25 protein-coding genes and 1 tRNA gene are annotated in these 25,031 nt (G+C 68.6%); 10 read left to right on the forward strand and 16 right to left on the reverse strand.

The annotated features are described in order from the left end of the window. Nucleotides 1–17 precede the first annotated feature (17 nt). Both nrdR and DMC64_RS43455 read right to left on the reverse strand, forming a co-directional pair. Complete coding sequence (gene nrdR, locus DMC64_RS40330; protein WP_034311932.1) at nucleotides 18–506, reverse strand: transcriptional regulator NrdR; 489 nt, start codon at nucleotides 504–506, stop codon at nucleotides 18–20. A 301-nt stretch (nucleotides 507–807) separates the two neighbouring features. Continuing rightward, entirely contained in the window at nucleotides 808–1,302 is a 495-nt protein-coding gene (locus DMC64_RS43455) for a LysM peptidoglycan-binding domain-containing protein (RefSeq protein WP_233629995.1), read from the reverse strand. Between the two features lie 318 nt (nucleotides 1,303–1,620). Here DMC64_RS43455 and lexA point away from each other — a divergent pair, with 318 nt between their 5' ends. Continuing rightward, on the forward strand, nucleotides 1,621–2,337 hold the full coding sequence (gene lexA / locus DMC64_RS40340; protein ID WP_037343289.1) for a transcriptional repressor LexA: 717 nt from the start codon (nucleotides 1,621–1,623) through the stop codon (nucleotides 2,335–2,337). An 83-nt stretch (nucleotides 2,338–2,420) separates the two neighbouring features. Here lexA and DMC64_RS40345 read toward each other — a convergent pair whose 3' ends face one another. From DMC64_RS40345 to DMC64_RS40355, 3 genes are all read right to left on the reverse strand, one after another. After that, nucleotides 2,421–3,434, reverse strand: coding sequence for a hypothetical protein (locus DMC64_RS40345; RefSeq protein WP_125737814.1), 1,014 nt, complete (start codon nucleotides 3,432–3,434; stop codon nucleotides 2,421–2,423). A gap of 188 nt (nucleotides 3,435–3,622) precedes the next feature. Continuing rightward, the gene (hflX, locus tag DMC64_RS40350; RefSeq protein WP_125737815.1) at nucleotides 3,623–5,056 is read right to left on the reverse strand and encodes a GTPase HflX; all 1,434 of its coding nucleotides are present in this window, start codon (nucleotides 5,054–5,056) and stop codon (nucleotides 3,623–3,625) included. A 43-nt stretch (nucleotides 5,057–5,099) separates the two neighbouring features. Further along, the gene (locus DMC64_RS40355; protein ID WP_037343284.1) at nucleotides 5,100–5,597 is read right to left on the reverse strand and encodes a transcriptional regulator; all 498 of its coding nucleotides are present in this window, start codon (nucleotides 5,595–5,597) and stop codon (nucleotides 5,100–5,102) included. 61 nt (nucleotides 5,598–5,658) lie between these two features. Here DMC64_RS40355 and DMC64_RS40360 point away from each other — a divergent pair, with 61 nt between their 5' ends. Next, complete coding sequence (locus DMC64_RS40360) at nucleotides 5,659–6,903, forward strand: MFS transporter (RefSeq protein WP_125737816.1); 1,245 nt, start codon at nucleotides 5,659–5,661, stop codon at nucleotides 6,901–6,903. Here the strand turns inward: DMC64_RS40360 and dapF are convergent. From dapF to DMC64_RS40375, 3 genes are read right to left on the reverse strand one after another with little or no spacing between them, the layout of a single operon-like run. Then, complete coding sequence (dapF, locus tag DMC64_RS40365) at nucleotides 6,900–7,724, reverse strand: diaminopimelate epimerase (protein ID WP_125737817.1); 825 nt, start codon at nucleotides 7,722–7,724, stop codon at nucleotides 6,900–6,902. The two genes, DMC64_RS40360 and dapF, sit on opposite strands and share 4 nt — an antisense overlap. A gap of 10 nt (nucleotides 7,725–7,734) precedes the next feature. After that, nucleotides 7,735–8,637: a tRNA (adenosine(37)-N6)-dimethylallyltransferase MiaA gene (miaA, locus tag DMC64_RS40370; protein WP_199755257.1), complete on the reverse strand. Its 903-nt coding sequence runs from the start codon at nucleotides 8,635–8,637 to the stop codon at nucleotides 7,735–7,737. After that, the gene (locus tag DMC64_RS40375; protein ID WP_125737818.1) at nucleotides 8,634–9,320 is read right to left on the reverse strand and encodes a class III extradiol dioxygenase subunit B-like domain-containing protein; all 687 of its coding nucleotides are present in this window, start codon (nucleotides 9,318–9,320) and stop codon (nucleotides 8,634–8,636) included. The genes miaA and DMC64_RS40375 overlap by 4 nt, the downstream gene beginning before the upstream one ends. Nucleotides 9,321–9,555: 235 nt before the next feature. Here DMC64_RS40375 and DMC64_RS40380 point away from each other — a divergent pair, with 235 nt between their 5' ends. Both DMC64_RS40380 and DMC64_RS40385 read left to right on the forward strand, forming a co-directional pair. Continuing rightward, nucleotides 9,556–10,869, forward strand: coding sequence for a DUF349 domain-containing protein (locus tag DMC64_RS40380; protein ID WP_037343278.1), 1,314 nt, complete (start codon nucleotides 9,556–9,558; stop codon nucleotides 10,867–10,869). A gap of 168 nt (nucleotides 10,870–11,037) precedes the next feature. Next, nucleotides 11,038–11,484, forward strand: coding sequence for a hypothetical protein (locus DMC64_RS40385; protein ID WP_125737819.1), 447 nt, complete (start codon nucleotides 11,038–11,040; stop codon nucleotides 11,482–11,484). Here the strand turns inward: DMC64_RS40385 and DMC64_RS40390 are convergent. Together DMC64_RS40390 and miaB are read right to left on the reverse strand one after the other, a co-directional pair. After that, complete coding sequence (locus DMC64_RS40390) at nucleotides 11,481–11,942, reverse strand: hypothetical protein (RefSeq protein WP_125737820.1); 462 nt, start codon at nucleotides 11,940–11,942, stop codon at nucleotides 11,481–11,483. The genes DMC64_RS40385 and DMC64_RS40390 overlap by 4 nt on opposite strands. After that, entirely contained in the window at nucleotides 11,939–13,453 is a 1,515-nt protein-coding gene (miaB, locus tag DMC64_RS40395) for a tRNA (N6-isopentenyl adenosine(37)-C2)-methylthiotransferase MiaB (RefSeq protein WP_199755261.1), read from the reverse strand. The genes DMC64_RS40390 and miaB overlap by 4 nt, the downstream gene beginning before the upstream one ends. Nucleotides 13,454–13,469: 16 nt before the next feature. Here miaB and DMC64_RS40400 point away from each other — a divergent pair, with 16 nt between their 5' ends. Then, entirely contained in the window at nucleotides 13,470–14,384 is a 915-nt protein-coding gene (locus DMC64_RS40400; RefSeq protein ID WP_125737822.1) for a TAXI family TRAP transporter solute-binding subunit, read from the forward strand. Here DMC64_RS40400 and DMC64_RS40405 read toward each other — a convergent pair. Both DMC64_RS40405 and DMC64_RS40410 read right to left on the reverse strand, forming a co-directional pair. Then, on the reverse strand, nucleotides 14,370–15,770 hold the full coding sequence (locus tag DMC64_RS40405) for a HAMP domain-containing sensor histidine kinase (protein ID WP_125737823.1): 1,401 nt from the start codon (nucleotides 15,768–15,770) through the stop codon (nucleotides 14,370–14,372). The two genes, DMC64_RS40400 and DMC64_RS40405, sit on opposite strands and share 15 nt — an antisense overlap. A 4-nt stretch (nucleotides 15,771–15,774) precedes the next feature. Continuing rightward, nucleotides 15,775–16,464, reverse strand: a complete 690-nt coding sequence (locus DMC64_RS40410) for a response regulator transcription factor (protein WP_038516335.1) — start codon at nucleotides 16,462–16,464, stop codon at nucleotides 15,775–15,777. A 394-nt stretch (nucleotides 16,465–16,858) separates the two neighbouring features. Here DMC64_RS40410 and DMC64_RS40415 point away from each other — a divergent pair, with 394 nt between their 5' ends. The 4 genes from DMC64_RS40415 (at nucleotide 16,859) to DMC64_RS40430 (ending at nucleotide 20,159) form a co-directional block, all read left to right on the forward strand. Further along, entirely contained in the window at nucleotides 16,859–17,587 is a 729-nt protein-coding gene (locus DMC64_RS40415) for an amino acid ABC transporter ATP-binding protein (RefSeq protein WP_007029281.1), read from the forward strand. Nucleotides 17,588–17,643: 56 nt separating this feature from the next. Beyond that, the gene (locus DMC64_RS40420) at nucleotides 17,644–18,561 is read left to right on the forward strand and encodes a glutamate ABC transporter substrate-binding protein (protein ID WP_037343263.1); all 918 of its coding nucleotides are present in this window, start codon (nucleotides 17,644–17,646) and stop codon (nucleotides 18,559–18,561) included. 84 nt (nucleotides 18,562–18,645) lie between these two features. Further along, nucleotides 18,646–19,293 (forward strand): amino acid ABC transporter permease, encoded by a 648-nt coding sequence (locus tag DMC64_RS40425; RefSeq protein ID WP_037343260.1) that lies wholly within the window; start codon nucleotides 18,646–18,648, stop codon nucleotides 19,291–19,293. Next, nucleotides 19,290–20,159, forward strand: a complete 870-nt coding sequence (locus DMC64_RS40430; RefSeq protein ID WP_125737825.1) for an amino acid ABC transporter permease — start codon at nucleotides 19,290–19,292, stop codon at nucleotides 20,157–20,159. The genes DMC64_RS40425 and DMC64_RS40430 overlap by 4 nt, the downstream gene beginning before the upstream one ends. Before the next feature lie 106 nt (nucleotides 20,160–20,265). Here the strand turns inward: DMC64_RS40430 and DMC64_RS40435 are convergent, their stop codons facing one another. After that, nucleotides 20,266–20,592: a hypothetical protein gene (locus tag DMC64_RS40435; protein ID WP_125737826.1), complete on the reverse strand. Its 327-nt coding sequence runs from the start codon at nucleotides 20,590–20,592 to the stop codon at nucleotides 20,266–20,268. A 776-nt stretch (nucleotides 20,593–21,368) separates the two neighbouring features. Here DMC64_RS40435 and DMC64_RS40440 point away from each other — a divergent pair. Further along, a complete protein-coding gene (locus DMC64_RS40440) occupies nucleotides 21,369–21,812 on the forward strand; it encodes a class I SAM-dependent methyltransferase (protein WP_125737827.1) in 444 nt (147 codons plus the stop codon). A gap of 147 nt (nucleotides 21,813–21,959) precedes the next feature. On the opposite strand, the gene DMC64_RS40445 is transcribed toward DMC64_RS40440, so the two are convergent. The 3 genes from DMC64_RS40445 to DMC64_RS40455 form a co-directional block, all read right to left on the reverse strand. Then, nucleotides 21,960–22,031: transfer RNA gene (locus tag DMC64_RS40445), tRNA-Glu, on the reverse strand. A 327-nt stretch (nucleotides 22,032–22,358) separates the two neighbouring features. Continuing rightward, entirely contained in the window at nucleotides 22,359–23,111 is a 753-nt protein-coding gene (locus DMC64_RS40450) for a succinate dehydrogenase/fumarate reductase iron-sulfur subunit (protein ID WP_005164720.1), read from the reverse strand. Continuing rightward, nucleotides 23,108–25,024: a fumarate reductase/succinate dehydrogenase flavoprotein subunit gene (locus tag DMC64_RS40455; protein WP_037343482.1), complete on the reverse strand. Its 1,917-nt coding sequence runs from the start codon at nucleotides 25,022–25,024 to the stop codon at nucleotides 23,108–23,110. The genes DMC64_RS40450 and DMC64_RS40455 overlap by 4 nt, the downstream gene beginning before the upstream one ends. Nucleotides 25,025–25,031: the final 7 nt, after the last annotated feature.

The following is a 25,031-nucleotide window of genomic DNA, read 5'->3' on the forward strand; positions in this document are numbered from 1 at the left end:
CCACGCGGGAGGCGGCATCAGCCGTCTTTCGCGTCTTGATCGCTCTCGTCCGGTGTGGCAGCCATGGCCTCGCGGAGGTCCGAGATCTCCTTCTCGAAGTCCTCGACCGAGGAGAAGGAGCGGTAGACACTGGCGAACCGGAGATAGGCGACGCCGTCGAGTTCGCGCAGGGGGCCCAGGATCGCCAGGCCGACCTCGTGACTCGGGATCTCCGCCAGCCCCGCCGACCGGATCGATTCCTCGACCCGCTGCGCGAGCTGCTGCAACGCGTCGTCGTCGACCGGCCTGCCCTGGCAGGCGCGGCGCACCCCCCGGACCACCTTGTCCCGGCTGAACTGCTCGGTGACCCCGGATCGTTTGACGACGGCGAGCACCATCGTCTCCGAAGTGGTGAAGCGCCGGCCGCAAGCGGCGCAGGAGCGCCTCCGCCGGATCGCCTGACCCTCATCCACCTCTCGGGAGTCGACGACCCGAGAGTCCGCATGCCGGCAGAACGGGCACCTCATCCGCCGATCACCTTCCCCTCCGCGCCGGCCGGTCCCGAGTGGACGCCCGCCCCCGCCGCCACGCAACGACGGGAAAGATCGACATGTGGATCGATCTGTGGACATCCGGTGGGTGAACACCGGCCAGCTGTGGACAACTGGTACCGAGTCTACCCCAAGCTATGGACCAACTACAGCCATGTAACTACTACATATAGCGGTGGAGACTAGATCGCTGGTCGGACGCACGCAAGCGCAACGGCCGGGTCGATCAGACACGAAAGAGGAGCTCACCCACGACGGGTGAGAGCGCCCTTCGGGATCACCTCCCGCCTTCCGCGACCTCGGCCGCGACGGGCACCGTGAGCGGCAGCCCGGGTACGAGGACGGCGTTTTCCAGGGAGTTGAGCTCCTTGATCTTGGCGACGACCGCGCCGGTGTCACTGCCTGGCGCGAATCGTGCCGCGATCTCCGTCAGCGTCTCGCCCGCGGAAACGGACACCGTGGTGGTCCGTTCGGGCACCGCGGCGCCGGGAACACCGGCCAAGAACAGACCCAATCCGGTGACGACCCCGGCGACGAGCAAGGCCATCCCGACGAGCGACGGCCACCTGAGCGGGAGCCGCCGCGGCGCCGGGCACGCCGGGGCGACGGTGGCGACGCCGGGGCGGCGGCCCGCCACGACCCGCGCCCTGGTCGGCGGACGCAAGGGCTCGGCACGCCTGCCCCGCACCACCCGCACGGGCCGGGCCGCCCCTGCCGGAACGGGCCCGGGGGAACTGGGCCGCACCAGTCCTCGATCGGCCAGAATCGACATCGGAACCTCCTCGCAGTCCTGCTGCACTCGCCGCCGGGCCTGGACCCGGCATCAAGATCGAACACGCGTTCTATCGAACGCCCGTGCGAATGTGTACCACCTTCCACCGACAAAAATCGAGCGACACGGCGTGTCCATCGAACAGATGTTTGAAATCGTCGTCCCGGCGGGCTAACGTCGTTGACCAGGGCGTCTGCTGCGCGGACGCCGCCGGTGCCGTGGGCGGGGAAGATCGTCCGCCACCGGCGAAGACACGCGAAGTCGGTCCGGGCGACCGGACGTACTGGGAGGCGACGCAGGAGATGAAGGAGCGAGACGGTGGCTAAGGAGAGCAAGGCGGGGAACGCGCCTAGGGGCTCGGGCAAGGTGCGCGCCTTGCCCGAGGTCTACGAGGTGGACGAGACCCTGACCGTGCGGCAGCAGCAGGTGCTCGACGTGATCAAACTGTGGGTGAGCCGGTTCGGCTACCCGCCGAGTGTGCGTGAGATCGGCGAGGCGGTCGGGCTGACCTCCACTTCGTCGGTGTCGCACCAGTTGCAGGCCCTGCAGCGCAAGGGTTATCTGCGACGCGACCCGAACCGCCCGCGTGCGGTGGGTGTGCTCGCCACGACGGACGACAACCCGATGGGCATCGACGTCGAGCAGCCGCAGTCGGCCGCGAAGGCCGCGTACGTGCCGCTCGTCGGCCGGATCGCGGCCGGTGGCCCGGTGCTGGCGGAGCAGGCGATCGAAGACGTCTTCCCGTTGCCGAGGGAGATCGTCGGCGAGGGTGAACTGTTCCTGCTCAGCGTCACCGGCGACTCGATGGTCGACGCCGCCATCACCGATGGCGACTGGGTCGTCGTGCGCCAGCAGCCCACGGCGGACCCGGGCGAGATCGTGGCGGCGATGATCGACGGCGAAGCGACGGTCAAGACGTTCAAGCGCAAGGACGGCCACATCTGGCTGATGCCGCACAACGAGGCGTACGAGCCCATCCCGGGTGACGACGCCACGATCCTCGGCAAGGTCGTCGCCGTTCTTCGCAGGCTGTAGCCCCAAGCCGGAGCACGCCGGGATCCCGGGTCAAGCCGACCCGGGTCAGGCTCGGCAGCTTCGGCAGCCCTTCCGCCTTTCGGTCAAGCACGCCGCTTGCGCAGCCTGCCGACCAGGAGAAGGCCGCCGATCACGACGACCGCGGCGATACCGACCTGCACGTACGGGAAGTCGGACCCCTGGCCCGTGCCACCGGCCGCGGAGGTCCCGCCCGACGTGCTGCCCTCGGATTTCGCCGCGTCCACGGCGAGGGCCGCCGCGCCCTTCACCGCCCGGATCTGCTCGCCGACGCCCTCCCCGCCGGACAGCAGCGTCCCGTCCGGATCGAAGGCGATCGCCTCCCCCTGCTTCTCGTTCGGCAGGGGTACCCGCACGGGCTCGCGCTGCAGCGCGCTCTTGAGATCCCCGTCGGTGACGGCGTAGAGGTAGGCGTCGGTGTAGGTGCGCAACGCGACCACCGAGCCGTCGGCCATCGACGCCGCGCCGGTGACGGTCATCGAACCGATCGCCCCGACGGGCCCGCCGGGGGTCGAGGTCTCCTTGATCTGCAGTGACCCCACGCTCTCCAGCGGGGTCGGCCCGGGACTGGCGAGCGGCCCCGTCGGCCGGTACACCTTCGCGTCGCCGAAGACGTCCTTGGTGATCAGGTACGGCGTGCCGGAGCGGTCCATGATCAGCGCCTCGACGTCGTGCTGCCCGTCGGGGTAGGTGAGCCGGTGCAGCGTCGCTTTGCCTTGCGGCGTCAGCGAGATCAGCGCGACCGTGTCCCGCCGCTTGCGGTTGTCGCCGGTGTCGGAAAGCCAGAAGGTGCCGTCCGCGGTACGGGCGAGGTCTTCGGGGTCGTACGGGTCCGTGGGCGCAGAGATGACCTTTTGGACCTTGCAGTCGCGGCCGAGGACGAAGACCTGGGTCTTGGTGCCGCCGTCGTTGAGGGCGTACAGGTGCTCACCGTCGGAAACCAGCCCGGAAAGCTCGCTGAGCCGGGAGTCGCTGTTCTTGCACACCGGCTCCGGAGCCGGGACCTCCTGCGCCAGGGCGGGAGCCGTCCCGCCGATGAACGCCGCCAGCACGACCGTCGCCGCGACAATCCCCCGCACATCCACCTCCGTACCGTGGAACCCCTGAAGCCCCACACTACGGAGACGTCCGGGACGGTGCGCAGTTCGGTGCGGACGCCGAGATGGGGCGGAATGTCGCGAAGGCCACTTTCAGCGCCAGCGTCGAAGGGACGTGAAGGCCCCCTTCACTGCGCGAGACGCAGTGAAGGGGGCCTTCACGTACTTGCCTACAGAGCCGAACCGTTCGTCTGGAAGTCGCTCAGCGCCGCGGCCAGCTCGGGCCTGCCGCGGACGACCAGCCGGGTACCGGTCTCGACGTGCTCTTCCTCCAGCACCTCGCCGTCAGCGTGGGCGCGGGAGACGAGCTCGCCCCGCGAGTACGGGATCAGCACCTCGACCACGACCTCCGGCCTCGGCAGCCGCTCCGCGATCACCTCGGCCAGCTCCGTGATCCCGGTGCCGGTCCGCGCCGACACCTGCACCGAACCGGCCAGCTGGTGCCGCAACCGGGCCAGCGACACCTCGTCGGCGGCGTCGGCCTTGTTGATCACCAGCAGCTCCGGCGGGAGCGGCTCGGAACGGCGCTTCGTGATCTCGGCGAGCACTTCGCGCACCGCGTTGACCTGCTCTTCCGGCGTCGGGTCGGCGCCGTCGACGACGTGCACGAGCAGGTCGGCGCTCGCCGCCTCCTCCAGCGTCGACCGGAACGCGTCCACCAGCTGGTGCGGCAGGTGCCGGACGAAACCGACGGTGTCGGTCAGCGTGTAGGTGCGGCCGTCGGGGGTCTGCGCCCGCCGGGTCGTCGGATCCAGCGTGGCGAACAGCGCGTCCTCGACGAGCACCCCGGCGCCGGTCAGCGCGTTGAGCAGGCTCGACTTGCCGGCGTTGGTGTAGCCGACGATCGCGACGCTTGGCACCTCGTTGGCCACCCGGCGACCGCGTTTGGTCTCGCGGATGGTGTCCATCGCGGCGATCTCGCGACGCAGCTTGGCCACGCGCTTGTTGATCCGGCGGCGGTCGGTTTCGAGCTTCGTCTCACCGGGACCACGCAGACCCACACCACCGTTGGCGCCACCCGCGCGGCCACCGGCCTGCCGGGACAGCGCCGCACCCCACCCGCGGAGCCGCGGGATCAGGTACTGCAGCTGGGCCAGCTCGACCTGCGCCTTGCCCTCCTTTGAGCGGGCGTGCTGCGCGAAGATGTCGAGGATCAGGGCGGTGCGGTCGATGACCTTCACCTTGACCTTCTCCTCCAGCTGACGCAGCTGGCCGGGCGAGAGCTCACCGTCGCAGATCACCGTGTCGGCGCCGGTGGCCGTCACGATGTCCCGCAGTTCCTTGACCTTGCCCGAGCCGATGTAGGTGGCGGGATCCGGACGGATCCGCCGCTGCACCAGGCCCTCCAGCACCTCGGAGCCCGCCGTTTCGGCGAGCCGCGCGAGTTCGGCGAGCGAGGCCTCGGACTGGAGGGCGCTGCCCTCGGTCCACACACCGACCAGAACGACGCGCTCCAGGCGCAACTGCCGGTATTCGACCTCGGTGACATCCGCGAGTTCGGTGGACAGGCCCGCTACCCGGCGGAGCGAGGCGCGGTCCTCGAGCTCCAGTTCGCCGGTCGAAGGGTCCATGTCGTTCAGATCGTTGTGTGTCAGTTCCGTCATCGTGCCTCCATGGTCCCACGTTTCGGCGGCGGGACCGAATTCATTACCTGCTGGGATACTTCGACAGGTAGATGGCCGTGCGTTTCGCTTCCGGGTCGACCGGCCGGGACATGAAGTCGTCGACGAGCTCCATCAGCCGTGTTTCGAACTCGATGATCTGCTCGTCCGGCACCTGGACGACCAGGCGCGTCTGCTGCACCTCGTCGAATCCCACGTCGGCGATCTCGGCCAGATAAGCCTCGAAGATCGCCTGATCGATCCCCCTGTCGCGGGAATCAAGATGCCATGACAACCCGGTCGAGCGATACGGAATTTCTTTCGCACCGCGCGTGCCGCGTCGCGGCGGGAGCGCTTCGAGGAAGCCGGTGTCGACGAGCTTGCGCACGTGGTGCAGCGTCGTCGCCGGATCGCGATCGAGCCGTTCGGCGAGCTCCTTGTTGGTGAGCGCCTCGGAGTAGGTCAACCGGATGATGCGCAGCCTTATTCCGGAGGCCATCGCGGCGATCTCGGCCTCGGTGGCGGCGCGTCGTGGAGTGGGCACCGCGACAGCCTAGAGCGATTAGTGATTGACAGTTTCCAATCACTGACGCCAAGGTGGCGTCGTGCGCAGAGACTCCCTCTTCTTCCACGCGGACTTCCGGCGGCTCTGGGCGGGTGACACGGCCAGTCAGGTGGGTGCTTTCGCCGGTCACACCGTGATTCCCCTGCTCGCGGCCACCGTGCTGGCCGCGACGCCGTTCCAGATGGGACTGCTGACCGCGGCCGAGACCATCGCGTTCCTGATCATCGGGCTGCCCGCCGGGGTGTGGGTCGACCGGATGCGGCGCCGGGTCCTGATGCTGCGAGCCGACTTCGTCCGCGCGGCGCTGCTGTTCACCGTTCCACTCGCGTGGTGGGCGGGAGTCCTGTCGCTGACACAGCTGATCATCGTCGCCACGCTCGTCGGCGTCGCGACGGTGTTCTTCGACGTCGCCTACCAGTCGTATCTGCCGTCGCTGGTCGGCCGCGAGCATCTCCTCGAAGGCAACGCGAAACTCCAGGCGAGCCAGTCGGTCGCGTTCCTGACCGGCCCGGGCATCGGCGGCGGGCTCGTACAGCTGGCGGGCGCGGCCAACGCCGTGCTGATGACCGGCGTGGGTTTCCTGACCTCGGCGCTGTGCCTGCTGCGGATCCGCACCGTCGAGGAAGTACCCGAGCAACACGAAGAGGCGAAGCTGCTCCCCCAGATCGCCGAGGGACTGCGGTTCGTCTTCACCGACGCCGCCCTGCGCTCGATCGTCGCCTGCACCGCGACCGCGAACCTGTTCAACGGCGCCTTCACCGCGGTGGAGATCCTGTTCCTGAACCGGGAACTGGGCCTGTCACCGGCGGTCGTCGGCGTCGTCCTGGCGACCGGCGGCGTGGGCGGGATCGTCGGGGCGATCCTGGCCGGGCGCATCACCCGGCGGATCGGCCAGGCGCGGTCGATCTGGTTCGTCCCGCTGCTGACGTGGCCGTTCCAGCTCCTGCTGCCGCTCGCCGCGCCGGGCTGGCGGATCGTGCTGTTCCCCGCGGCGCTGGCGATCGCGGGGTTCGGGATCATCGTCTACAACGTCGCGCAGGTGTCCTACCGGCAGGCCGTCTGCCCGGACCGGCTGCTCGGCCGCATGAACGCCAGCGTGCGCTTCGTGGTGTGGGGGATGCTGCCGCTTGGCGGGCTGATCGGCGGTGTGCTGGGCGAGGCGATCGGGATCCGGGGGACGCTGTGGTTCGTCGCGGTCGGCGAGACGGCCGCGCTGCTGTGGGTGGTGTTCTCGCCGATCCGGAAGCTTCGCGACCTTCCCAAGGAGCCGATCGCGGTCGGCTAACCGAGCCCGGCCCACCAGGTCTCGTCGAGTTCCCCGCGGGCGACGATCTCCGCCGGCCCGGTCAGCGTGGACCCGCCGCGGCGGATCTCGACCACCACGCGGCCGCCGGGGATGTCGACGGTAGCTTCGCCGGTGTCGGTACCCGCGAGGTGCAGGGCGGCGGCGACCGCGGCGACCGTGCCGGTGCCGCAGGACCGCGTCTCGCCGACGCCGCGTTCGTGGACGCGCATCTTCAGCGCGTTCTCACCCAGCAGGTTGATGAACTCGAGGTTCACGCCGTCGGGGAACACGTCGGAGTCGAAGTCGGGCTGGTCGCGCAGGTCGAGCACGTCGACGTCGTCGTCGACGACCGACACCAGGTGCGGGTTGCCGACGTTGACCGCGACCCCGGAGAACGGCTTGCCCGCGACCACGGTGACCGAGGTGCCGGTGATCGCCGCCGGTCCCATCTGCACGGTCACCGTGCCGTCGGCGTGCATCCGCACCGGCCGGTCACCGGCGCGAGTGCCGATGACGAATTCGCGTTCGGGCACGAGCCCGGAATCGACGAGGTACCGGACGAAGACCCGGACGCCGTTGCCGCACATCTCCGCGATGGAGCCGTCGGCGTTGCGGTAGTCCATGAACCATTCGCCGCCGGACTCGGCACCCAGTGCGGCCGACCGCACGATCCGGAGCACACCATCGGCGCCGAGACCACGCTGACGGTCGCACAACGCGGCCACCCGCGCTTCGGTCAGCTCGAGGCGGCCGTCGGGGTCGGGAAGCAGCACGAAATCGTTCTGTGTGCCGTGTCCCTTGAGGAATTCGATGCCGCCCATGGCCCCAAGATTACTGGGCCACCGCTTCGAGGACGCGCTCGGCCAGCCGCTCCGAACCGCCGTCGAACCACCGGATGCGCTTGTCCCGCCGGAACCAGGAACGTTGTCTCCGCACGAACCTCCGGGTGGCCTGTGCGGTGGCCGCCGACGCCGCCGGGAAGTCGCCGTCACCGTCGAGCGCGGCGATCACCTGTTGGTAGCCCAGTGCCCTCGAAGCGGTGAGCCCGTCACGGAGTCCTTGGCCCAGCAACGTCCGGACCTCGTCGACGAGTCCGGCTTCGAACATGAGCTCCACGCGGCGGTCGACGCGGATGTCGAGCTCCGCCGGTTCGCGGTCGATGCCGATCAGAACGGTGTCGTAGCGCGCGGGCCCCGGTTTCGGCAGGTTCGCCGAGAACGGTTCTCCGGTGATCTCGATGACCTCCAGCGCGCGCACGATCCGGCGGCCGTTGGTCGGCAGGATGGCCGTGGCGGCGACGGGGTCCAGTTCCGTGAGCCGGGCGTGCATCGCGGCGACGCCGATTTCGTCGGTCTCGGCGGTCAGCCGGGCGCGCACGTCGGGATCGGTGCCCGGGAACTTGAGGTCGTCGAGCACGGCTTGGACGTACAGACCGGACCCGCCGGTGAGGATCGGCACGCGGCCGGCGTCGAGGAGTTCCTCGACGCGCCGACGCGCATCGCGCTGGTACGCGGCGACGGAGGCGGTCTCGGTGACGTCGAGGACGTCGAGCAGGTGATGCGGCACACCTCGCCGCTCCTCGACGGTCGCCTTGGCCGTCCCGATGTCCATCCCGCGGTAGAGCTGCAACGCGTCCGCGTTGACCACCTCACCCCCGAGGGTGAGGGCGAGTTCGACCGCCAGCGCGGTCTTCCCGGTCGCCGTGGGCCCGACGACCGCGACCGGCCGGATCACGCGCGCTCCCAGACCGCGACGTGATAGCCGACGCCGAACGGCGCGGCCGAGTAGAGGACCTCGGCTGTCCAGTCCCCGTTCGCCATACCGGCGAGGACCTGCCAGGGCGCGCGGCCACCGGCGCCGAGTTCGGCGGCCAAGGCGGGGTCGAGCGCGGCCAGTGCTCCCGTGTCGGCCTTGGCCAGGGCGTCGCGGACCCCGGCGTCGAAACCCTCGGCGCGCGCGTCCTCACCGCCGGGGGAACGGGGGCCGTGCCTGCTCGAACCGTCGCCGAGAACGAGCACGGCGGGGTGGTCGCCCACCGCTTGGGCGAACTGTTCGCACTGGTCGGAGGGGGTGGCGGGATCCACGAGATGGACGCGGACGGACGACGCGCCGGCCTGTTCACGAAGCCAGCCGGCGACGAGCGCGGGCAACGGCAGCTCGGTTTCGGGGGCCGTCACCCGGCTGAGTGAGACGCCGAGGTCGACGCCGAAACCGCGGAACGACCCGCTCGCGTGTTCCGGTACTTCGGGCGCGCCGGCGGCCGCGCCGATGACGACCCAGTCCGGCGAAGCACTGGTCAGGCGCCTCACCGCGGCGAGGCAGGCTTCGCGCAGCTCGGCGCACTCGTCAGCCGCTCCGGCGGCCAGTTCGGGGATGAGCAGCGGGGGTTGCGGGAGCACGGCGACACGGCGGATCACGGCCGCCGACGTTACCTTCCCCGCCACCTACCACCCGCCACCGACCGACACGGAGGGTCCTCCGGAAGTAGGATCACTGCCCTCTGGTGGTTCATCCGGTTCCACGGTGGACGCTGAGCTGCTTGAATGCCGCAAGGGGTTGATGCCCCCGAAGCAAGACGGCAACGCATTACCCGGCCCCGCCGCTAGGCGGGGCGCCCGCGCCAGCGGGCGTACAGGCGATAAGGAGCCTGCGATGGCCCAGGAGAACACGTCCACCGGTACCCCGGCACCGCACCCGGTACCGCACGCGCTCGGTGGCGGGCATCCCGCACCCCCCGTGCCGCCCGCCGAGCCCAGCCCGTCCGCTTGGGGCAGGGTCGACGAAGAAGGAACGGTCTACGTCACCACGGCCGACGGCGAACGCGCGGTCGGTGTCTGGCAGGCCGGGAGCCCGGACGAGGGTCTGCTCCACTACGCGCGCCGCTTCGACGACCTGCGCACCGAGGTCGAGCTGCTGGAGACCCGGCTGGAGTCCGGCGCGGGCGACCCGAAGCACGCGCTGGCGACGGCGACACAGCTGCGTGACGGCCTCGCCGAAGCCGCCGTCGTCGGCGACATCGCCGCGCTGAACGGCCGCATCGAGCAGGTCATCGCCCACGCCGAGAAGGCGCTGGCCTCGGCCAAGCAGGAGCGCGAGGAGGCCCGCGCGGCCGCCGTCGTCCGCAAGCAGGCCCTCGCCGACGAGGCCGAGAAGCTCGCCGCCGAGTCGACCCAGTGGAAGGCCGCCGGCGACCGGCTGCGCGCGATCCTGGACGAGTGGAAGACCGTCAAGGGCGTCGACCGCAAGACCGACGACGAGCTGTGGAAGCGGTTCTCCAAGGCCCGTGAGGCGTTCAACCGCCGTCGCGGCTCGCATTTCGCCGAACTCGACAAGCAGCGCGCGGGCGCCAAGCACCGCAAGGAAGAGCTGATCGCCGAGGCCGAATCGCTCTCGGAGTCGTCGGACTGGGGCGAGACGGCGGGTCGCTACAAGGACCTGATGACCGAGTGGAAGGCCGCCGGCCGCGCCCCCAAGGACAGCGACGAGGCGCTCTGGCAGCGGTTCCGCGCCGCACAGGACAAGTTCTTCGCCCGGCGGTCCGCGGTGTTCTCCGAGCGGGACGCCGAGTTCGCGACCAACGCGCAGCAGAAGGAAGAACTCCTCGTCGAGGCCGAGAAGATCGACCCCGCCGCGAACCTGGAGGCGGCGAAGCAGCACATGCGCCGCATCCAGGACCAGTGGGACGAGATCGGCAAGGTCCCGCGCGAGCGCATCCGCGAGCTGGATGGGCGCCTGAAGGCCGTGCAGGACGCGATCAAGTCGGCCGAGGACAGCAAGTGGCGGCGGACCGACCCGGAGGCGCAGGCCAGGGCGGCGCAGTTCCGCGAGCGGGTCGAGCAGTTCGAGTCGCAGGCGGCCAAGGCCCGTGCGGCGGGCGACGAGCGGCGCGCGAAGAAGGCGGACGAGCAGGCCGCGCAGTGGCGTGAGTGGCTCGAGGCGGCGGAAGCGGCCATCGCGGACCGGTAGGTCTTTCGGCGTTCTGTAGTGCCATGAAAGGTCCTTTCCTTGCAAATTTCGCAAGGAAAGGACCTTTCATGGCGTTCGGGGGCGCGCGTCACTCCACTGTGGAGGGACGCCTGGCACCTTCGTGCGTATTCGGGCGCTCTCCGCGCTCAACCGTGGTCGACTTCGATCATGAACCAGACACTGATTCCCCCAGTACGCCGGGCGTTCGCCGCCCTGGCGATCAGTTGTGCTCTGGTGGCCGGGCTCGCCCCGGCCGCGTCGGCGACGGCGGCCCCGGCCCCGGCCTCCGCCGAAGCGGGCAAGAAGAAGGTCAAACTCGACGCCTCGCTCAGCAAGAAGCAGGCGAAGGTCAACGAAAAGGTCACCCTCAAGGGGACGCTGCAAGCCGCGGAGGGCGCCGACGGGACGGACAGCCTCGAAGCGATCATCGTGCAGCAGCTTCAGGGCAGCGTGTGGGTGAACATCGCCGACACGACCTGCCGGCCCAACTCGACGTTCTCCCTGAAGCTGAGTTTCTCCTTCAGCGCGGTGATCACGCTGCGGGCCTACCACCCGGAAACGACGCTCTACGCGAGCGCGTACACGTCCAGCAACCTCACCCTGCGGGTCGGCTAGCCGCGGGAGAAGGCCGCACGCATCCAGTAGATGGCCAGCGCGACGGTGGCGATCCAGGCGACGATCAGCCCGAAGCCCGGACCGCCACCGGCCGCGCCGGTCGCGTGCGAGGACTGCTGGGACCAGATCGCGAGCATCCCGTCGACGGAGGCGAACCAGCCGCCCGCGGCGCAGACCCAGGCCAGCCACCAGCGCCGGGTCACCAGCGCGACGGCGCCGACGAAGACCCCGATCCCGGTGGACGTCGCGGCGAACAGCTGCGGGATCCCGCCGCCCCTGCCGAGCAGCACCTCCCAGCCGGCGTGCTCGCCGACCCAGGGCAGCAGCTGCGCGATCAACAGCACGAACACCAGCACGGCGATGGAGAACCCGCGCCTGCCCAGCTCGATCGTCTTGGCCGCGCGCGCACCGACCTCGTCGATCTCGGCGGCGAGTTCGTCGATCTTCGGTTCGGTCACAGCGCACACCCGCTCACCGGTTCCGGCGTGACGGCCGGGGCACCGAAGCCCGGCAGGCCCAGCGTCACGCCGTTGGTCTTCGGCCGCAGCCCGGCCTCGGAGTTGTCCCCCGCCTTGGTGCGGCGGTGCGACAGCAGGTCACCGTCGGCGACGAGGTGGTGCGGCGCGCCGTAGGTCACCACGGTCTCGACGACGTCGCCCGGCCGCACGAGGCGGTCCACGAGCGGCCCCGTCGGCGTGAAGTGGACGAGCCTGCCGTCACGGGCACGGCCGCTCATCCGCTGCGTCTCGGTGTCCTTGCGGCCCTCACCGGAGGCCACCAGCAGCTCGACCCGCCGTCCGACGATCTTCTTGTTCTCGTCCCAGGAGATGTCGTTCTGCAGTTTCACGAGCCGCTCGTAGCGCTCCTGCACGACCTCCTTCGGCAGCTGCCCGTCCATCTCGGCGGCGGGCGTGCCCGGCCGGATCGAGTACTGGAAGGTGAACGCGCTGGAGAACCGCGCCTGCGCGACGACGTCGAGCGTCGCCTGGAAGTCTTCCTCGGTCTCGCCGGGGAAGCCGACGATGATGTCGGTCGTGATCGCGGCGTCGGGCATGGACTCGCGCACGCGGTCGAGGAGCTTGAGGTACCGCGCCGAACGGTAGGACCGCTTCATCTCGCGCAGCACCGGGTCCGAACCGGACTGCAGCGGCATGTGCAGCTGGTGGCACACGTTCGGCGTCTCGGCCATCGCGTCGATGACGTCCTCGGTGAACGCCGCCGGATGCGGCGAGGTGAACCGGACGCGCTCCAGCCCGTCCACCGAACCGCAGGCGCGCAGCAGCTTCCCGAACGCGAGCCGGTCGCCGAATTCGACGCCGTAGGAGTTCACGTTCTGGCCGAGCAGGGTCACTTCCAGCACGCCTTCGGCGACGAGCGCCTCGACCTCGGCCAGGATCTCGCCGGGACGGCGGTCGCGTTCCTTGCCGCGCAGCGCCGGGACGATGCAGAAGGTGCAGGTGTTGTTGCAGCCGACCGAAATCGACACCCAGCCCGCGTACGCCGAGTCGCGCTTCGCCGGGAGCGTCGAAGGGAAGGTCTCGAGGGATTCGAGGATCTCGACCTCGGCCTCGGCGTTGTGCCGCGCGCGCTCCAGCAGCGTCGGCAGCGAGCCGATGTTGTGCGTGCCGAAGACGACGTCCACCCAGGGCGCGCGCTTGACGATCTCGCCGCGGTCCTTCTGCGCGAGGCAGCCGCCGACGGCGATCTGCATGTCCGGCTTCGCGGTCTTCTGCGGGCGCAGATGACCGAGGGTGCCGTACAGCTTGTTGTCCGCGTTCTCCCGCACCGCGCAGGTGTTGAACACGATCAGGTCGGGTGTGGCCTCGCCGTCACCCGGAACGTAGCCGGCGTCCTCGAGCTGCCCGGCAAGACGTTCGGAGTCATGCACGTTCATCTGGCAGCCGAAGGTGCGGATCTGGTAAGTGCGCGCGCTCATCTCGCCTTCGAGGGTACGCGGGCGGGGTTCCATGGCACGATCGACCCTCATGAGGAGACCAGGGGTGCTGGCGGTGGTGATCGCCGTGGTCTGTGCCCTGGTCGCCGGGTGCGGACCCGATCTGTCCGGGACGAAGGTGCGGATCGCGGCGGGGCTCAACGGCGGCGTCTACGACAAACTGGCCGAGGCGCTGGCCGACGCTTGGGCCGCGCAGCTGGACACCGAGCGGCCCGAGATCCAGGAGACGCACGGCTCCCCGGACAACGTCGACCGGGTGCGGGCGGGGAAGGCCGACGTCGCGTTCGTGGCCGCCGACGTCGCCGCCGCCGACAAGAGCCCCGGCCTGGCCGCGCTGGCCCGCGTGCACGACGACTACCTGCACGTCATCGTGCGCGCCGATTCGTCGATCAAGTCGTTCGCGCAGTTGCGCGGCCGCAAGGTCGCGATCGGCTCGCCGGACTCGGGGGTCGAGTTCCTGTCGAAGCAGCTGCTGAAGGCGTCGGGGCTGACCGGCGCGATCGACCGGCGCAACCTGGGCCTTCCCGAGGCGCTGCCCGCGCTGGAGAACCGGCAGATCGACGCCGTCATCTGGTCGGGTGGGCTGCCGACACCGTCGATCACCGAGAAGGTGCACACGGTCGGCCTGCGGCTGCTCGACATCACCGACCTCGCGGACGCGCTGCGGGCCACCAGCCCGGTGTACCGGACCGCGACCATCCCGGTGACCGCCTACAACCTGCCGTCGCCGGTGACCACGCTCGTGCTGCCGAACTTCCTGGTGGTGCCCACGTCGATGCGCGACGACGTCGCCGAGGCGCTGGTACGCGGGCTGTTCGACGCGCGGGACCAGTTGGTCAAGGCGGCGGGCGCGGCGTTGTCGATCGACGTCCACCCGGCCATCGAGACCGCTCCCCTGCCGCTGCACCCGGGCGCTCTGCGTTACTTCAGATCACTCAAGGATTAAGGGCAGGGTCACCGTCACCTGCAGACCGCCGCCCTCGGGGGAACCGAGCCGCAGCGAACCGTCCGATCTGGCCAGGATCTCGGTGACGATCGCCAGGCCGAGGCCGGAGCCGGGCACGTTCTGATGCGCGGTGCTGCGCCAGAACCGGTCCGCCGCGCGGTCCAGTTCGTCGTCGCGCAGGCCGGGGCCGTGGTCGCGGACGGCGATGTCCACCTTCCCGTCCGCCGTGGTGACGTCGACCCACACCTCGGTCCCCGGCTCGGTGAACTTGAGCGCGTTGTCCAGCAGCGCGTCGAGGACCACTTCGAGGCCGCGCGCGGGCGTGAGCACCCTCAGCCCGCCGCCCAGCCCGGACGCGACCAGGGTGATGTCGCGTGCCGCGCCGACGACGGTCCAGTCGGCGACCCGGGCGCCCACCGTCTCGTCGAGGCCGACCGGCACCAGTTCGCCGCCCGAGGATTCGGCCCTGGCCAGCGAAAGGAGCTCGTCGAGGATCTGGTTGAGCCGTCGCGCGTCGACGAGGGCGGCTTCGAGATCGGCCGCGGCCAGGTCGTCGTCGACGTGCCCGTCGAGGTTGCCGAGCCGGATCTTCAACGCGGTCAACGGGTTCCGCAGCTGGTGGGAGGCGTCGGCGACGAACGCGCGCTGCGCCGACAGTGCCTCGTCGACGCTGGCGGCCATCCGGTCGAAGGAGCGTTCGAGCTGCCGCAGTTCCGGCGGGCCGCCCGTCTCCCCCACCCGTTTGACCTCGCGGCCGCTGACCACGGAGGCGACCAGTTCGCCGGTGGCGTCGTCCAGCCGCCGGACCGGGCGCAGTATCCAGCGCACCACCGGCACCGCGACCAGCAACGCGAGCCCGAACGCCAGCACCGCGCCCGCCGCGATGAGCAGCCACCACCACAGCAGCGCGGTGCGGGCCTTGTCCGTCGAGGAGACGGTGATCACCGCGCCCCGTACCTCGCCGTCGATCAGGATCGGCTCGGCCAGCACAAGCGGCTCGGTGGACCACGGCAGCAGCAGCGGACCGGGTTCCGAACGCCGCCCGGCCAGCGCCTGCTGCAGATGTGAGGCGATGACGGGGTCCTTGAGATCGATCCCGGCCGTCTCGCCCGGCCCTCCGGCGACGGATTCGCCGTCCTGGTCGACGATCGCCACCGGCACCTCGTAGACCTCGGTGTAGCGGCGGAGCTCGTCCTCGATCAGATCCGGCCGGTTCTCCACCAGCGGGCGCTGGGCCAGCGACGCGAACCGGGAGGTGTCGGTGAGCCGGTCGAGGAAGAGGTCGAGCTGCGCACTGGCCGCCACGCTGAGGGAGAGCGGGATGCCGAGGCCGAACACGAGCGCCGCGACCAGCGTCAGCACGATCGCCTGGAGCCGGACGCGCACCGGCTCAGCCCTCCTCGGCCGGGCCGTAGGCGCCGCCGAGGCGGTACCCGACACCGCGGACGGTCTCGATCAGCGCGGGCCTGCCGAGTTTGGTCCGCAGGGTGGCGACGTGGACGTCGAGCGACCGGCTCTCCGCGGGGCCGCGATGCCCCCAGACCTCGTTCAGCACGTGGTCGCGGGCGCAGACCGCGCCGCGGGCGGTGACCACCAGCGCGAGCACCTGGAATTCCTTGCGGGACAACGAAACCGGCTGCCCGTCGACCTGCACCTCATGGCGCCCGATATCGACGGACACATCACCCGCCCGGATGACGCCCGCCGGTTCGGGCGCGGCGGGCCGCTCCCCTCGGCGACGGCGCACGGCCTCGACGCGGGCGACCAGTTCGTCGACGTCGTAGGGCTTCACCAGATAGTCGTCGGCGCCGGACCGCAATCCCTGGATCCGGTCGTCGACCTCGCCCCGCGCCGAAACGACGATCACCGCGACGTCGCTGACCGCGCGGATCCGGCGGCACAGCACGATCCCGTCGATATCGGGGAGCCCCAGGTCGAGCAGTACGACGTCGACCTCGTGCACCAGATCGAGCACCCCGGCGCCGGAGGCCAGGCGTTTGATCGTCAGGCCGCGCCGGGTCAGCGCGGGCGTCAAGGCACCCGCGACCCGGTCGTCGTCCTCCACCAGCAGTACCCGCACCCGTGTTTCCCTTTCACGCCGTCCCCGCACCGCGACGACTTGAGGAACGACTCTATGGGGTGAGTCACCACTCGCGCTGCCCGTACCGCTGGGCCGGATGGCCCTGTGAGGGACCCGCTGCACGCGGTAATGGTCACGATGCGTCACAGATCTTGTGTGACCCCGGTTACGAGGCACCCCCGCTTTGTCTAGGCTGATCAGCGCCGGACGGCGGCGGATCGGGCCGTCCGGTGGCTTGAGAACGATACGGACTTGAAACCCTAAGTATTGGTCAAGCCGCCTTTACAAGCGGTCCGACGGGAGTAGGTTTCCGCCATCGCGTGGTGCCTGACCCCGCAGTCCCCTGCAAACGAACGCTCCTGGAGGCCAGATGACCGCGGAGGTGGCGGCGCCGATGATCAAGGCGGCCGCCGTGAACAAGTACTTCGGCGACCTGCACGTGCTCAAGGAGATCAACCTCGAGGTGCCGCGTGGGCAGGTCGTGGTCGTGCTCGGGCCGTCCGGGTCTGGCAAGTCGACGCTGTGCCGGGCGATCAACCGGCTGGAACCCATCAACTCCGGCGAGATCGCGGTGGACGGCGTTCCGCTGCCCGCCGAAGGGAAGGCGCTGGCCGCGCTGCGCGCCGACGTCGGCATGGTGTTCCAGTCGTTCAACCTGTTCGCGCACAAGACGATCGTCGAGAACGTCATGCTCGCGCCGATGAAGGTCCGCAAGGTCAACTCGGCCGAGGCCCGCAAGACCGCGATGGACCTGCTCGAACGTGTCGGCATCGCCAACCAGGCCGACAAGTACCCCGCCCAGCTCTCCGGCGGGCAGCAGCAGCGGGTGGCGATCGCCCGCGCGCTGGCCATGCGCCCCAAGGTGATGCTGTTCGACGAGCCGACCTCGGCGCTGGACCCGGAGATGGTCCAGGAGGTCCTCGACGTGATGACCACGCTCGCCAAGGACGGGATGACGATGCTCGTCGTCACCCACGAGATGGGCTTCGCGCGGCGCGCGGCGAACCGGGTGGTGTTCATGTCCGACGGCGAGATCGTCGAGGACTCCACCCCGGACGACTTCTTCACCAAGCCGAAGACGGATCGCGCCAAGGACTTCCTCGGCAAGATCCTGACCCACTAAGCGTTTCCGCGGCGCGGGCTCGTGCCGCATCGACGGAAGAAACAGGAGAGGTTCACATGAGGATCCGCACCCTTGCGGTGGGTCTGCTCGTCGGCAGTCTCGCACTGACCGCTTGTGGCAAGGAAGGCACGCCGAGCTCGCCGGGCGGCAGCTCCGAAGGCGCGAACGCGGGCGCACAGCTGCCCCAGTACACGGTGGCGTCGAACGTCGACCTCGCGGGCTCCCCGGTCTTCGCGAAGATCAAGGCAGCGGGCAAGCTGACCCTGGGCGCCAAGGACGACCAGCCCGGTCTCGGCAAGAAGGACCCGACGAGCGGCAAGTTCGCCGGTTTCGACATCGAAATCGCGAAGCTCGTCGCCGCGAGCCTCGGCTTCGGCGAAGACAAGATCACCTTCAAGACGGTCGACTCGGGTGCCCGCGAGCAGGCCATCGTGAACGGCGACGTCGACTACTACGTCGGCACCTACACGATCAACGACAAGCGCAAGGCGCAGATCTCCTTCGCCGGCCCGTACTTCGAGGCCGGCCAGGACCTGCTGGTGCGCAAGGACGAGACGACGATCACCGGCCCGGAGACCTTGAAGGGCAAGAAGGTCTGCTCGGTCACCGGCTCGACCCCGATCCAGCGCGTCCGCGAGCAGAACCTGACCGAGCCCGGCAACATCGTCGAGTTCCAGAAGTACTCGCAGTGCGTCGAGAAGCTCAGCACCAAGGAGGTCGACGCGGTCACCACCGACGACGCGATCCTGAAGGGCTTCGCTTCGGAGGACTCCGACAGCTTCAAGGTCGTCGGCAAGACCTTCTCGAAGGAGCCGTACGGCATCGGCCTGAAGAAGGACGACAAGGTCCTTCGCGACAAGATCAACGACACCCTGCAGAAGGCGCTGGACGACGGCACCTGGCAGAAGATCTACGACGCCACCCTCGGCAAGTCGGGTTCGGCGGCGCAGAAGCCCACCCTGCAGAAGTACTGATGTAACCAGCGGCCGGTGGACCCGTGACGGGTTCACCGGCCGCTCCACACCCACCTCCAGTCGACGGCAGCGGGGAAAGGCTCCATGAACGTCCTGCTCGACAACCTGGATCTCTACGGTCCGTTCTTCCTCACCACGATCGAACTGTTCCTCTGGTCGGCGGTCGGCAGCCTGATCCTCGGCACGATCCTGGCGATGCTGCGGGTGAGTCCGGTCCTGGCGTTCCGCGCGGCGGGAACGACCTATGTGACCCTCATCCGCAACACCCCGCTGACGCTGGTGTTCGCGTTCTTCGTGTTCGCGTACCCCCTGCTCGAAATCGTCAAGCTCAACTTCTTCACCGCCGCGGTCGTCGCGCTGATCGTGTACACCTCGGCGTTCATCTGCGAAGTCGTCCGGTCGGGCATCAACACCGTCCCGGTCGGCCAGGCCGAAGCCGGGCGCGCGCTGGGGCTGACGTTCGGCCAGATCCTCGGCCAGATCGTCCTGCCGCAGGCGCTGCGCTCCGTGGCGCCGCCGCTGATCAGCACTCTGATCGCGTTGCTGAAGAACACCACGATCGCCGCGGGCTTCTCGGTCGCCGAGGCCGGCGCGATCCGGTCGTACCTCTCGGAACGAGGTGACAACCAGTTGATCGGCCTGCTGTGGGTCGCCCTGGGCTTCATCATCCTCGTCGCCGTACTTTCTCTCATCCAGCGGAGCCTGGAGAAGCGCTGGAGCGTGGCCCGATGAGCAGTGTCCTGTTCGACGTCCCCGGCCCCAAGGCGCGGATGCGCCACCGCATCTACGCGGTCATCGGCGTCCTCGCCATCGCCGCGTTCATCGCCTTCGTCGTCTACCGGTTCTACGACACCGGCCAGTTCACCGCGCGCAAATGGGAATGGCTCCAGTACCAGCAGGTTCAGATCGACCTGCTGAACGCGGTACTGGAGACGCTCCGGGCGTTCGCGGCGGCGGCGGTCCTCGCGCTGATCTTCGGTGCGGTCTTCGCGGCCGGACGGCTCTCCGACCACGCCTGGATCCGGCGCATCTCCGGTGTGATCGTGGAGTTCTTCCGCGCCATCCCCGCGCTGATCCTGATGTTCCTGTTCTACTTCGGCCTCCCGGCCGTTGGCGTCCCGATGACGCCGTTCCTCGGCGTGGTCTTCGGTCTCACGCTGTACAACGGCTCGGTGCTCGCGGAGGTCTTCCGCGCCGGCATCCAGGCCCTGCCGAAGGGCCAGGCCGAAGCCGCGTACGCACTCGGCATGCGCAAAACCCAGGTGATGTTCACCGTCCTGCTGCCACAGGCGATCCGGGCGATGCTGCCGACGATCATCAGCCAGATGGTGGTGCTGCTGAAGGACACCGCGCTCGGCTTCATCATCACCTTCCAGGAACTGCTGTACTACGCGCGCTACATCGGCACGCAGGGCGAGTTCGGCCGGCCGATCGTGCCGTCGACGCTGGTCGCGACCGGTATCTACATCTGCCTGTGCCTGCTGCTGACGGCGCTGGCGACGTATCTGGAGAAGCGCAACCGGCGCAGCAAGAAGCACATCGACCTGGACGAGAAGAAGGCCGAGGAGACCGGACTGGGAGCCGCCGCCTCCACCTGATCCGTCCAGAAGTCCGGAAGAGGCCCCGCCGCGCAGCGCGCGACGGGGCCTCTTGCTGTGCTCGCGCTTTGCCGAGGATGCGGCAGACCGCATCACCGGATTCGGATCAGTAATAGAAATCCACCGCGGAATTCGTCGCACGCTCTCCGCCGGAACAATAAGTCGTCGAAAGGCGATCTTTGGTGGTCCATCCGCCCCACCAGGGACCACTACCGTTGCACCAGATACCTACGCGATGCCTCAGCGACGCGGGCGCATCCGACGAACACGACGACCAGGCCGCACCACTACCTTGCTCCGGGTCATACGGATTCCACGACGAACCGCAGGACCAGAGCAACGTTTCCGCAGAAGCATCTGCCGTCGGCGCCGAAATAACACTGGCCGCGATCATCGCCATTGTCGCCAATGCAGTGCCGAACGATTTGGACATCACAAGACTCTCCCCTCAGTGCCCGAATTACGGAAGCAGTTCAACTAGTACCGCACCCCACGGATCCACCCATACCTCCATCCGGATGATCACTCCATCAACGCCTCCACCTGCAGGGAAAGCCACCAGATCCACCCGCTTACTCCACACGCGTGAACCAGGACGATCATCTTGGCAGCGCGACAAGTTAGAGCTAGCGTTGATCCATCGAGCGAAATACGAAATTGCACAAAGGGGTCGCTCGACCATTCATGCGATTGTCGCACATCACATATACATGCGCACTCGCGTCGCTCCATCTAGATGCCATAAGGGGAGACCATGACCTCGACACGCAGGATTCTCGTAGCCGCGACAATGCTTGCCCTCACAACAAGCGCAACGGTCGCCACCGGGTCGGCCTTGGCCTCGGAAAATCCTAGCCCCGCAACCGTGGAATTCGTATACAAGGGCCAGGTTTGCTACGACCACAGTTATCCGCGGGTCGCCAGCTTCAAATGCGACTCCGGGCCGAGCGACAGCGCCGGTTACATAACCCAAGCGAAGTGCAGCAACGGGGCGGTAGTTTTCGGGAACTACGAGACATACTCCTCCAGCTACTACTCCAATGCGGTTTGCCCGGTTGGCACCTCGGTGGTCCAAGCCACTCCCGAGCCCCAGTACAAGTTCAAGTAGACCGCAGCAGCGGCCCGTCCGATTCTGTCCGGCAGGACCTCGACGCGAGATATGCCTCTTGGTCCTGTCGGGACAGCAGTCGCTCGGCTAGCGTCGGCCGTATGGCGGACCAGGCCGCGACGCTGCTCGAAGCGCTGCCGGACCTGGCGGGCAGGGCGGTCCTGGTCGTCGGGTGCGGCGATGGCCGCTATCCGCGCCTGTTCCGGCGAGAGGGTGCGCGCCGCGTGGTCGGTGTCGACGCGGATCAGGCCTCGATAGCGGCCGCGCAACGCGAAGAGGAACGCGACCCCGTCGGGATCTCGTACGAGGTCCACCAGCTCGCCCGGCTGCCGGTGATGGGGGCCTTCGACGTCGTCGTCGCTTTCCTGGACTCGCCGGCCCATCTCGATCGCGTCGCCGCGAGCCTGGTGACGGGCGGGCTGCTGGTGGTCGTCGCCACGAACGGGCTCAACCTGGAAGAAGGCCTGCGCGACAACGGTTTCCAGGATCTCGTCCTGCGCCGCCACGAAAGCGGCGACGTGCACAGCGCCCGCAAGACGGGCTGAGTCGCGCACCCTGGTGTCGAGCCAGGCTGGCCGGGGCTATGAATCCCGGCCGGTCGCCGGACCGTGCGCGTCTGGCGGTATGGGACACACGGACCCCACACCGCCGCACCGGTACGACGGAACAGGTTTCCCCGCCGTGCCGGGGCGTAGCGCGTGTGGGAGTCGAACCCACGTCACCGGGGTGAAAACCCGGTATCCATTCCGCTGGACCAACGCGCCTTGGCCTGGAACACAGTCCGGCACGCGTCGCGCACCGGACTGCTTCGTTCCAGAAAACAGGGTCACCGCAAAGAAAAAGCCGCCCGGTTCGGTTTCCCGAAGGGCGGCTCCACGTGCGCGTCGTCCGGCTAGGACGGCGGCGTGGAGCCGTGTTTCTCTTCCATGCCAAGGAACATGGCGTAACAACGTCGCGTCATGTGTCCTCCTTGGTCGGTGTGCGGTAAGTGTGCGACAGGCGAGTGAGTGGGGGCAACCGATTAAAAGCCGTGAAGGCATCCTTCCCTACTCTCAGGGTAGGGAAGGAGGCCTTCACGGACTTCCTCGTGACTACTTGTCCCGCCGGAACAGTTTGTTCCCCAGCCACACGATGGGGTCGTACTTCCGGTCCGCGACGCGTTCCTTCATCGGGATCAGCGCGTTGTCGGTGATGTGGATGCCCTCCGGGCACACGTCCGAGCAGCACTTGGTGATGTTGCAGTACCCGAGCCCGTGCTCCTCCTGCGCCTCGTCGCGCCGGTCGGCGACGTCGAGGGGGTGCATTTCGAGTTCGGCGATCCGCATCAGGTACCGGGGCCCGGCGAAGGCCTCCTTGTTCTCCTCGTGGTCACGCACCACGTGGCAGGTGTTCTGGCACAGGAAGCATTCGATGCACTTGCGGAACTCCTGCGAGCGCTCGACGTCCACCTGCTGCATCCGGTACTCCCCCGGCTTCAGTTCCGGGGGCGGCGTGAACGACGGGATCTCGCGGGCCTTGGTGTAGTTGAACGACACGTCGGTCACCAGGTCGCGGATCACCGGGAACGTCCGCATCGGTGTCACGGTGATGACCTCGTCCTCGGTGAAGGTCGACATCCGCGTCATGCACAGCAACCGCGGCTTGCCGTTGATCTCCGCCGAGCACGAACCGCATTTGCCCGCCTTGCAGTTCCACCGCACCGCCAGATCCGAGGCCTGGGTGGCCTGCAACCGGTGGATGATGTCGAGGACGACCTCGCCCTCGTTGACCTCGACGCTGTAGTCCTGCAGTTCACCCGAATCGGCGTCGCCGCGCCAGACCCGGAAACTCGCCTTGTAGCTCATGCCGGACTCCCGGGGTGCGAAGTCAGTTCTTCGTCGGTGTAGTACTTCCCCAGCTCGGACAGTTCGAACAGCTCCAGCAGGTCCTGCCGCAACGGGACCTGGGCCTTGACCTCGACGCCGATGTCCGGCACCACCGGGTTGTCGCCCGGAGTCGCCGAGCAGACCAGGAGTTTGTTGCGCCACTGGGCGTCCATGCCCGGATGGTCGTCCCGCGTGTGCCCGCCCCGGCTCTCGGTCCTGGTGAGCGCGGCCCTGGCGACGCATTCGCTGACCATCAGCATGTTCCGCAGGTCGACGGCTAGATGCCAGCCGGGGTTGAACTGCCGGTGCCCTTCGACGGTGACCCGCTTGATCCGCTCGCGCAGTTCCCCGAGCTTCTCCAGCGCCCGCTCGATCTCCTCCGCCTTGCGGATGATGCCGACCAGGTCGTTCATCGACTGCTGCAGTTCGGTGTGCAGGCTGTACGGGTTCTCCTCGACACCGTCACCCGGCGGGTCGAACGGCGCGAGCGCCATCGCCGCGGCGGCGTCCACATCGGACTGACTGACCTTCGGACGGTCCTTCAGGTCCGCGACGTAGGACGCGGCGCCGAGGCCCGCACGACGGCCGAAGACGAGCAGATCCGAAAGCGAGTTGCCGCCGAGCCGGTTCGAGCCGTGCATCCCGCCCGAGCACTCGCCGGCGGCGAACAGCCCCGGCACGCTCGACGACGCGGTGTCCGGGTCGACCTCGATCCCGCCCATCACGTAGTGACAGGTGGGGCCGACCTCCATCGGTTCCTTCGTGATGTCGACGTCGGCGAGTTCCTTGAACTGGTGGTACATCGACGGCAGCCGTTTGCGGATCTCCTCCGCGGGCAGCCTGCTGGCGATGTCGAGGAAGACCCCGCCGTGCGGCGATCCCCGGCCCGCCTTGACCTCCGAGTTGATCGCGCGCGCCACCTCGTCGCGCGGCAGCAGATCCGGCGTGCGGCGGTTCTTCTCCTGGTCGGTGTACCAGCGGTCGGCTTCCTCTTCGCTGTCCGCGTACTGCCCCTTGAACACGTCGGGGACGTACTCGAACATGAACCGTTTGTCCTCGGTGTTCTTGAGGACCCCGCCGTCACCTCGGACGCCTTCGGTGACCAGGATCCCCTTCACACTCGGCGGCCAGACCATGCCCGTCGGGTGGAACTGGACGAACTCCATGTTGATGAGCGTCGCCCCGGCCCGCAGCGCCAGCGCGTGCCCGTCGCCGGTGTACTCCCACGAGTTCGAGGTGACCTTGAAGGATTTCCCGATGCCGCCGGTCGCCAGCACCACCGCCGGCGCCTCGAACAGGATGAACCGGCCGCTCTCGCGCCAGTACCCGAAGGCGCCGGAGATCCGGCCGTCTTCGGTCAGCAGCTCGGTGATCGTGCATTCGGCGAAGACCTTGATCCTCGCCTCGTAGTCACCGGTCTCCTTGAAGTCCTCTTGTTGCAGCGAAACGATTTTCTGCTGCATCGTGCGGATCAGTTCGAGCCCGGTACGGTCGCCGACGTGCGCCAGCCGCGGGTACGTGTGCCCGCCGAAGTTGCGCTGGCTGATCCGGCCGTCGGCGGTGCGGTCGAACAGCGCGCCGTAGGTCTCCAGTTCCCAGACCCGGTCCGGCGCCTCCTTGGCGTGGAGTTCGGCCATCCGCCAGTTGTTGAGGAACTTCCCGCCACGCATGGTGTCGCGGAAGTGCACCTGCCAGTTGTCGTTCGAGTTCGCGTTGCCCATCGACGCCGCGCAGCCGCCTTCGGCCATCACGGTATGCGCCTTGCCGAAAAGCGATTTGCACACCACCGCGACGCTGAAGCCGCGTTCACGGGCTTCGATGACCGCGCGGAGGCCGGCACCGCCGGCACCGATCACCACCACGTCGTAGCTGAGCCGTTCGACCTCGGTCATGAAAAGA

This window comes from Amycolatopsis sp. WAC 04197 (genome assembly GCF_003947475.1).
Taxonomy (GTDB): domain Bacteria; phylum Actinomycetota; class Actinomycetes; order Mycobacteriales; family Pseudonocardiaceae; genus Amycolatopsis; species Amycolatopsis japonica.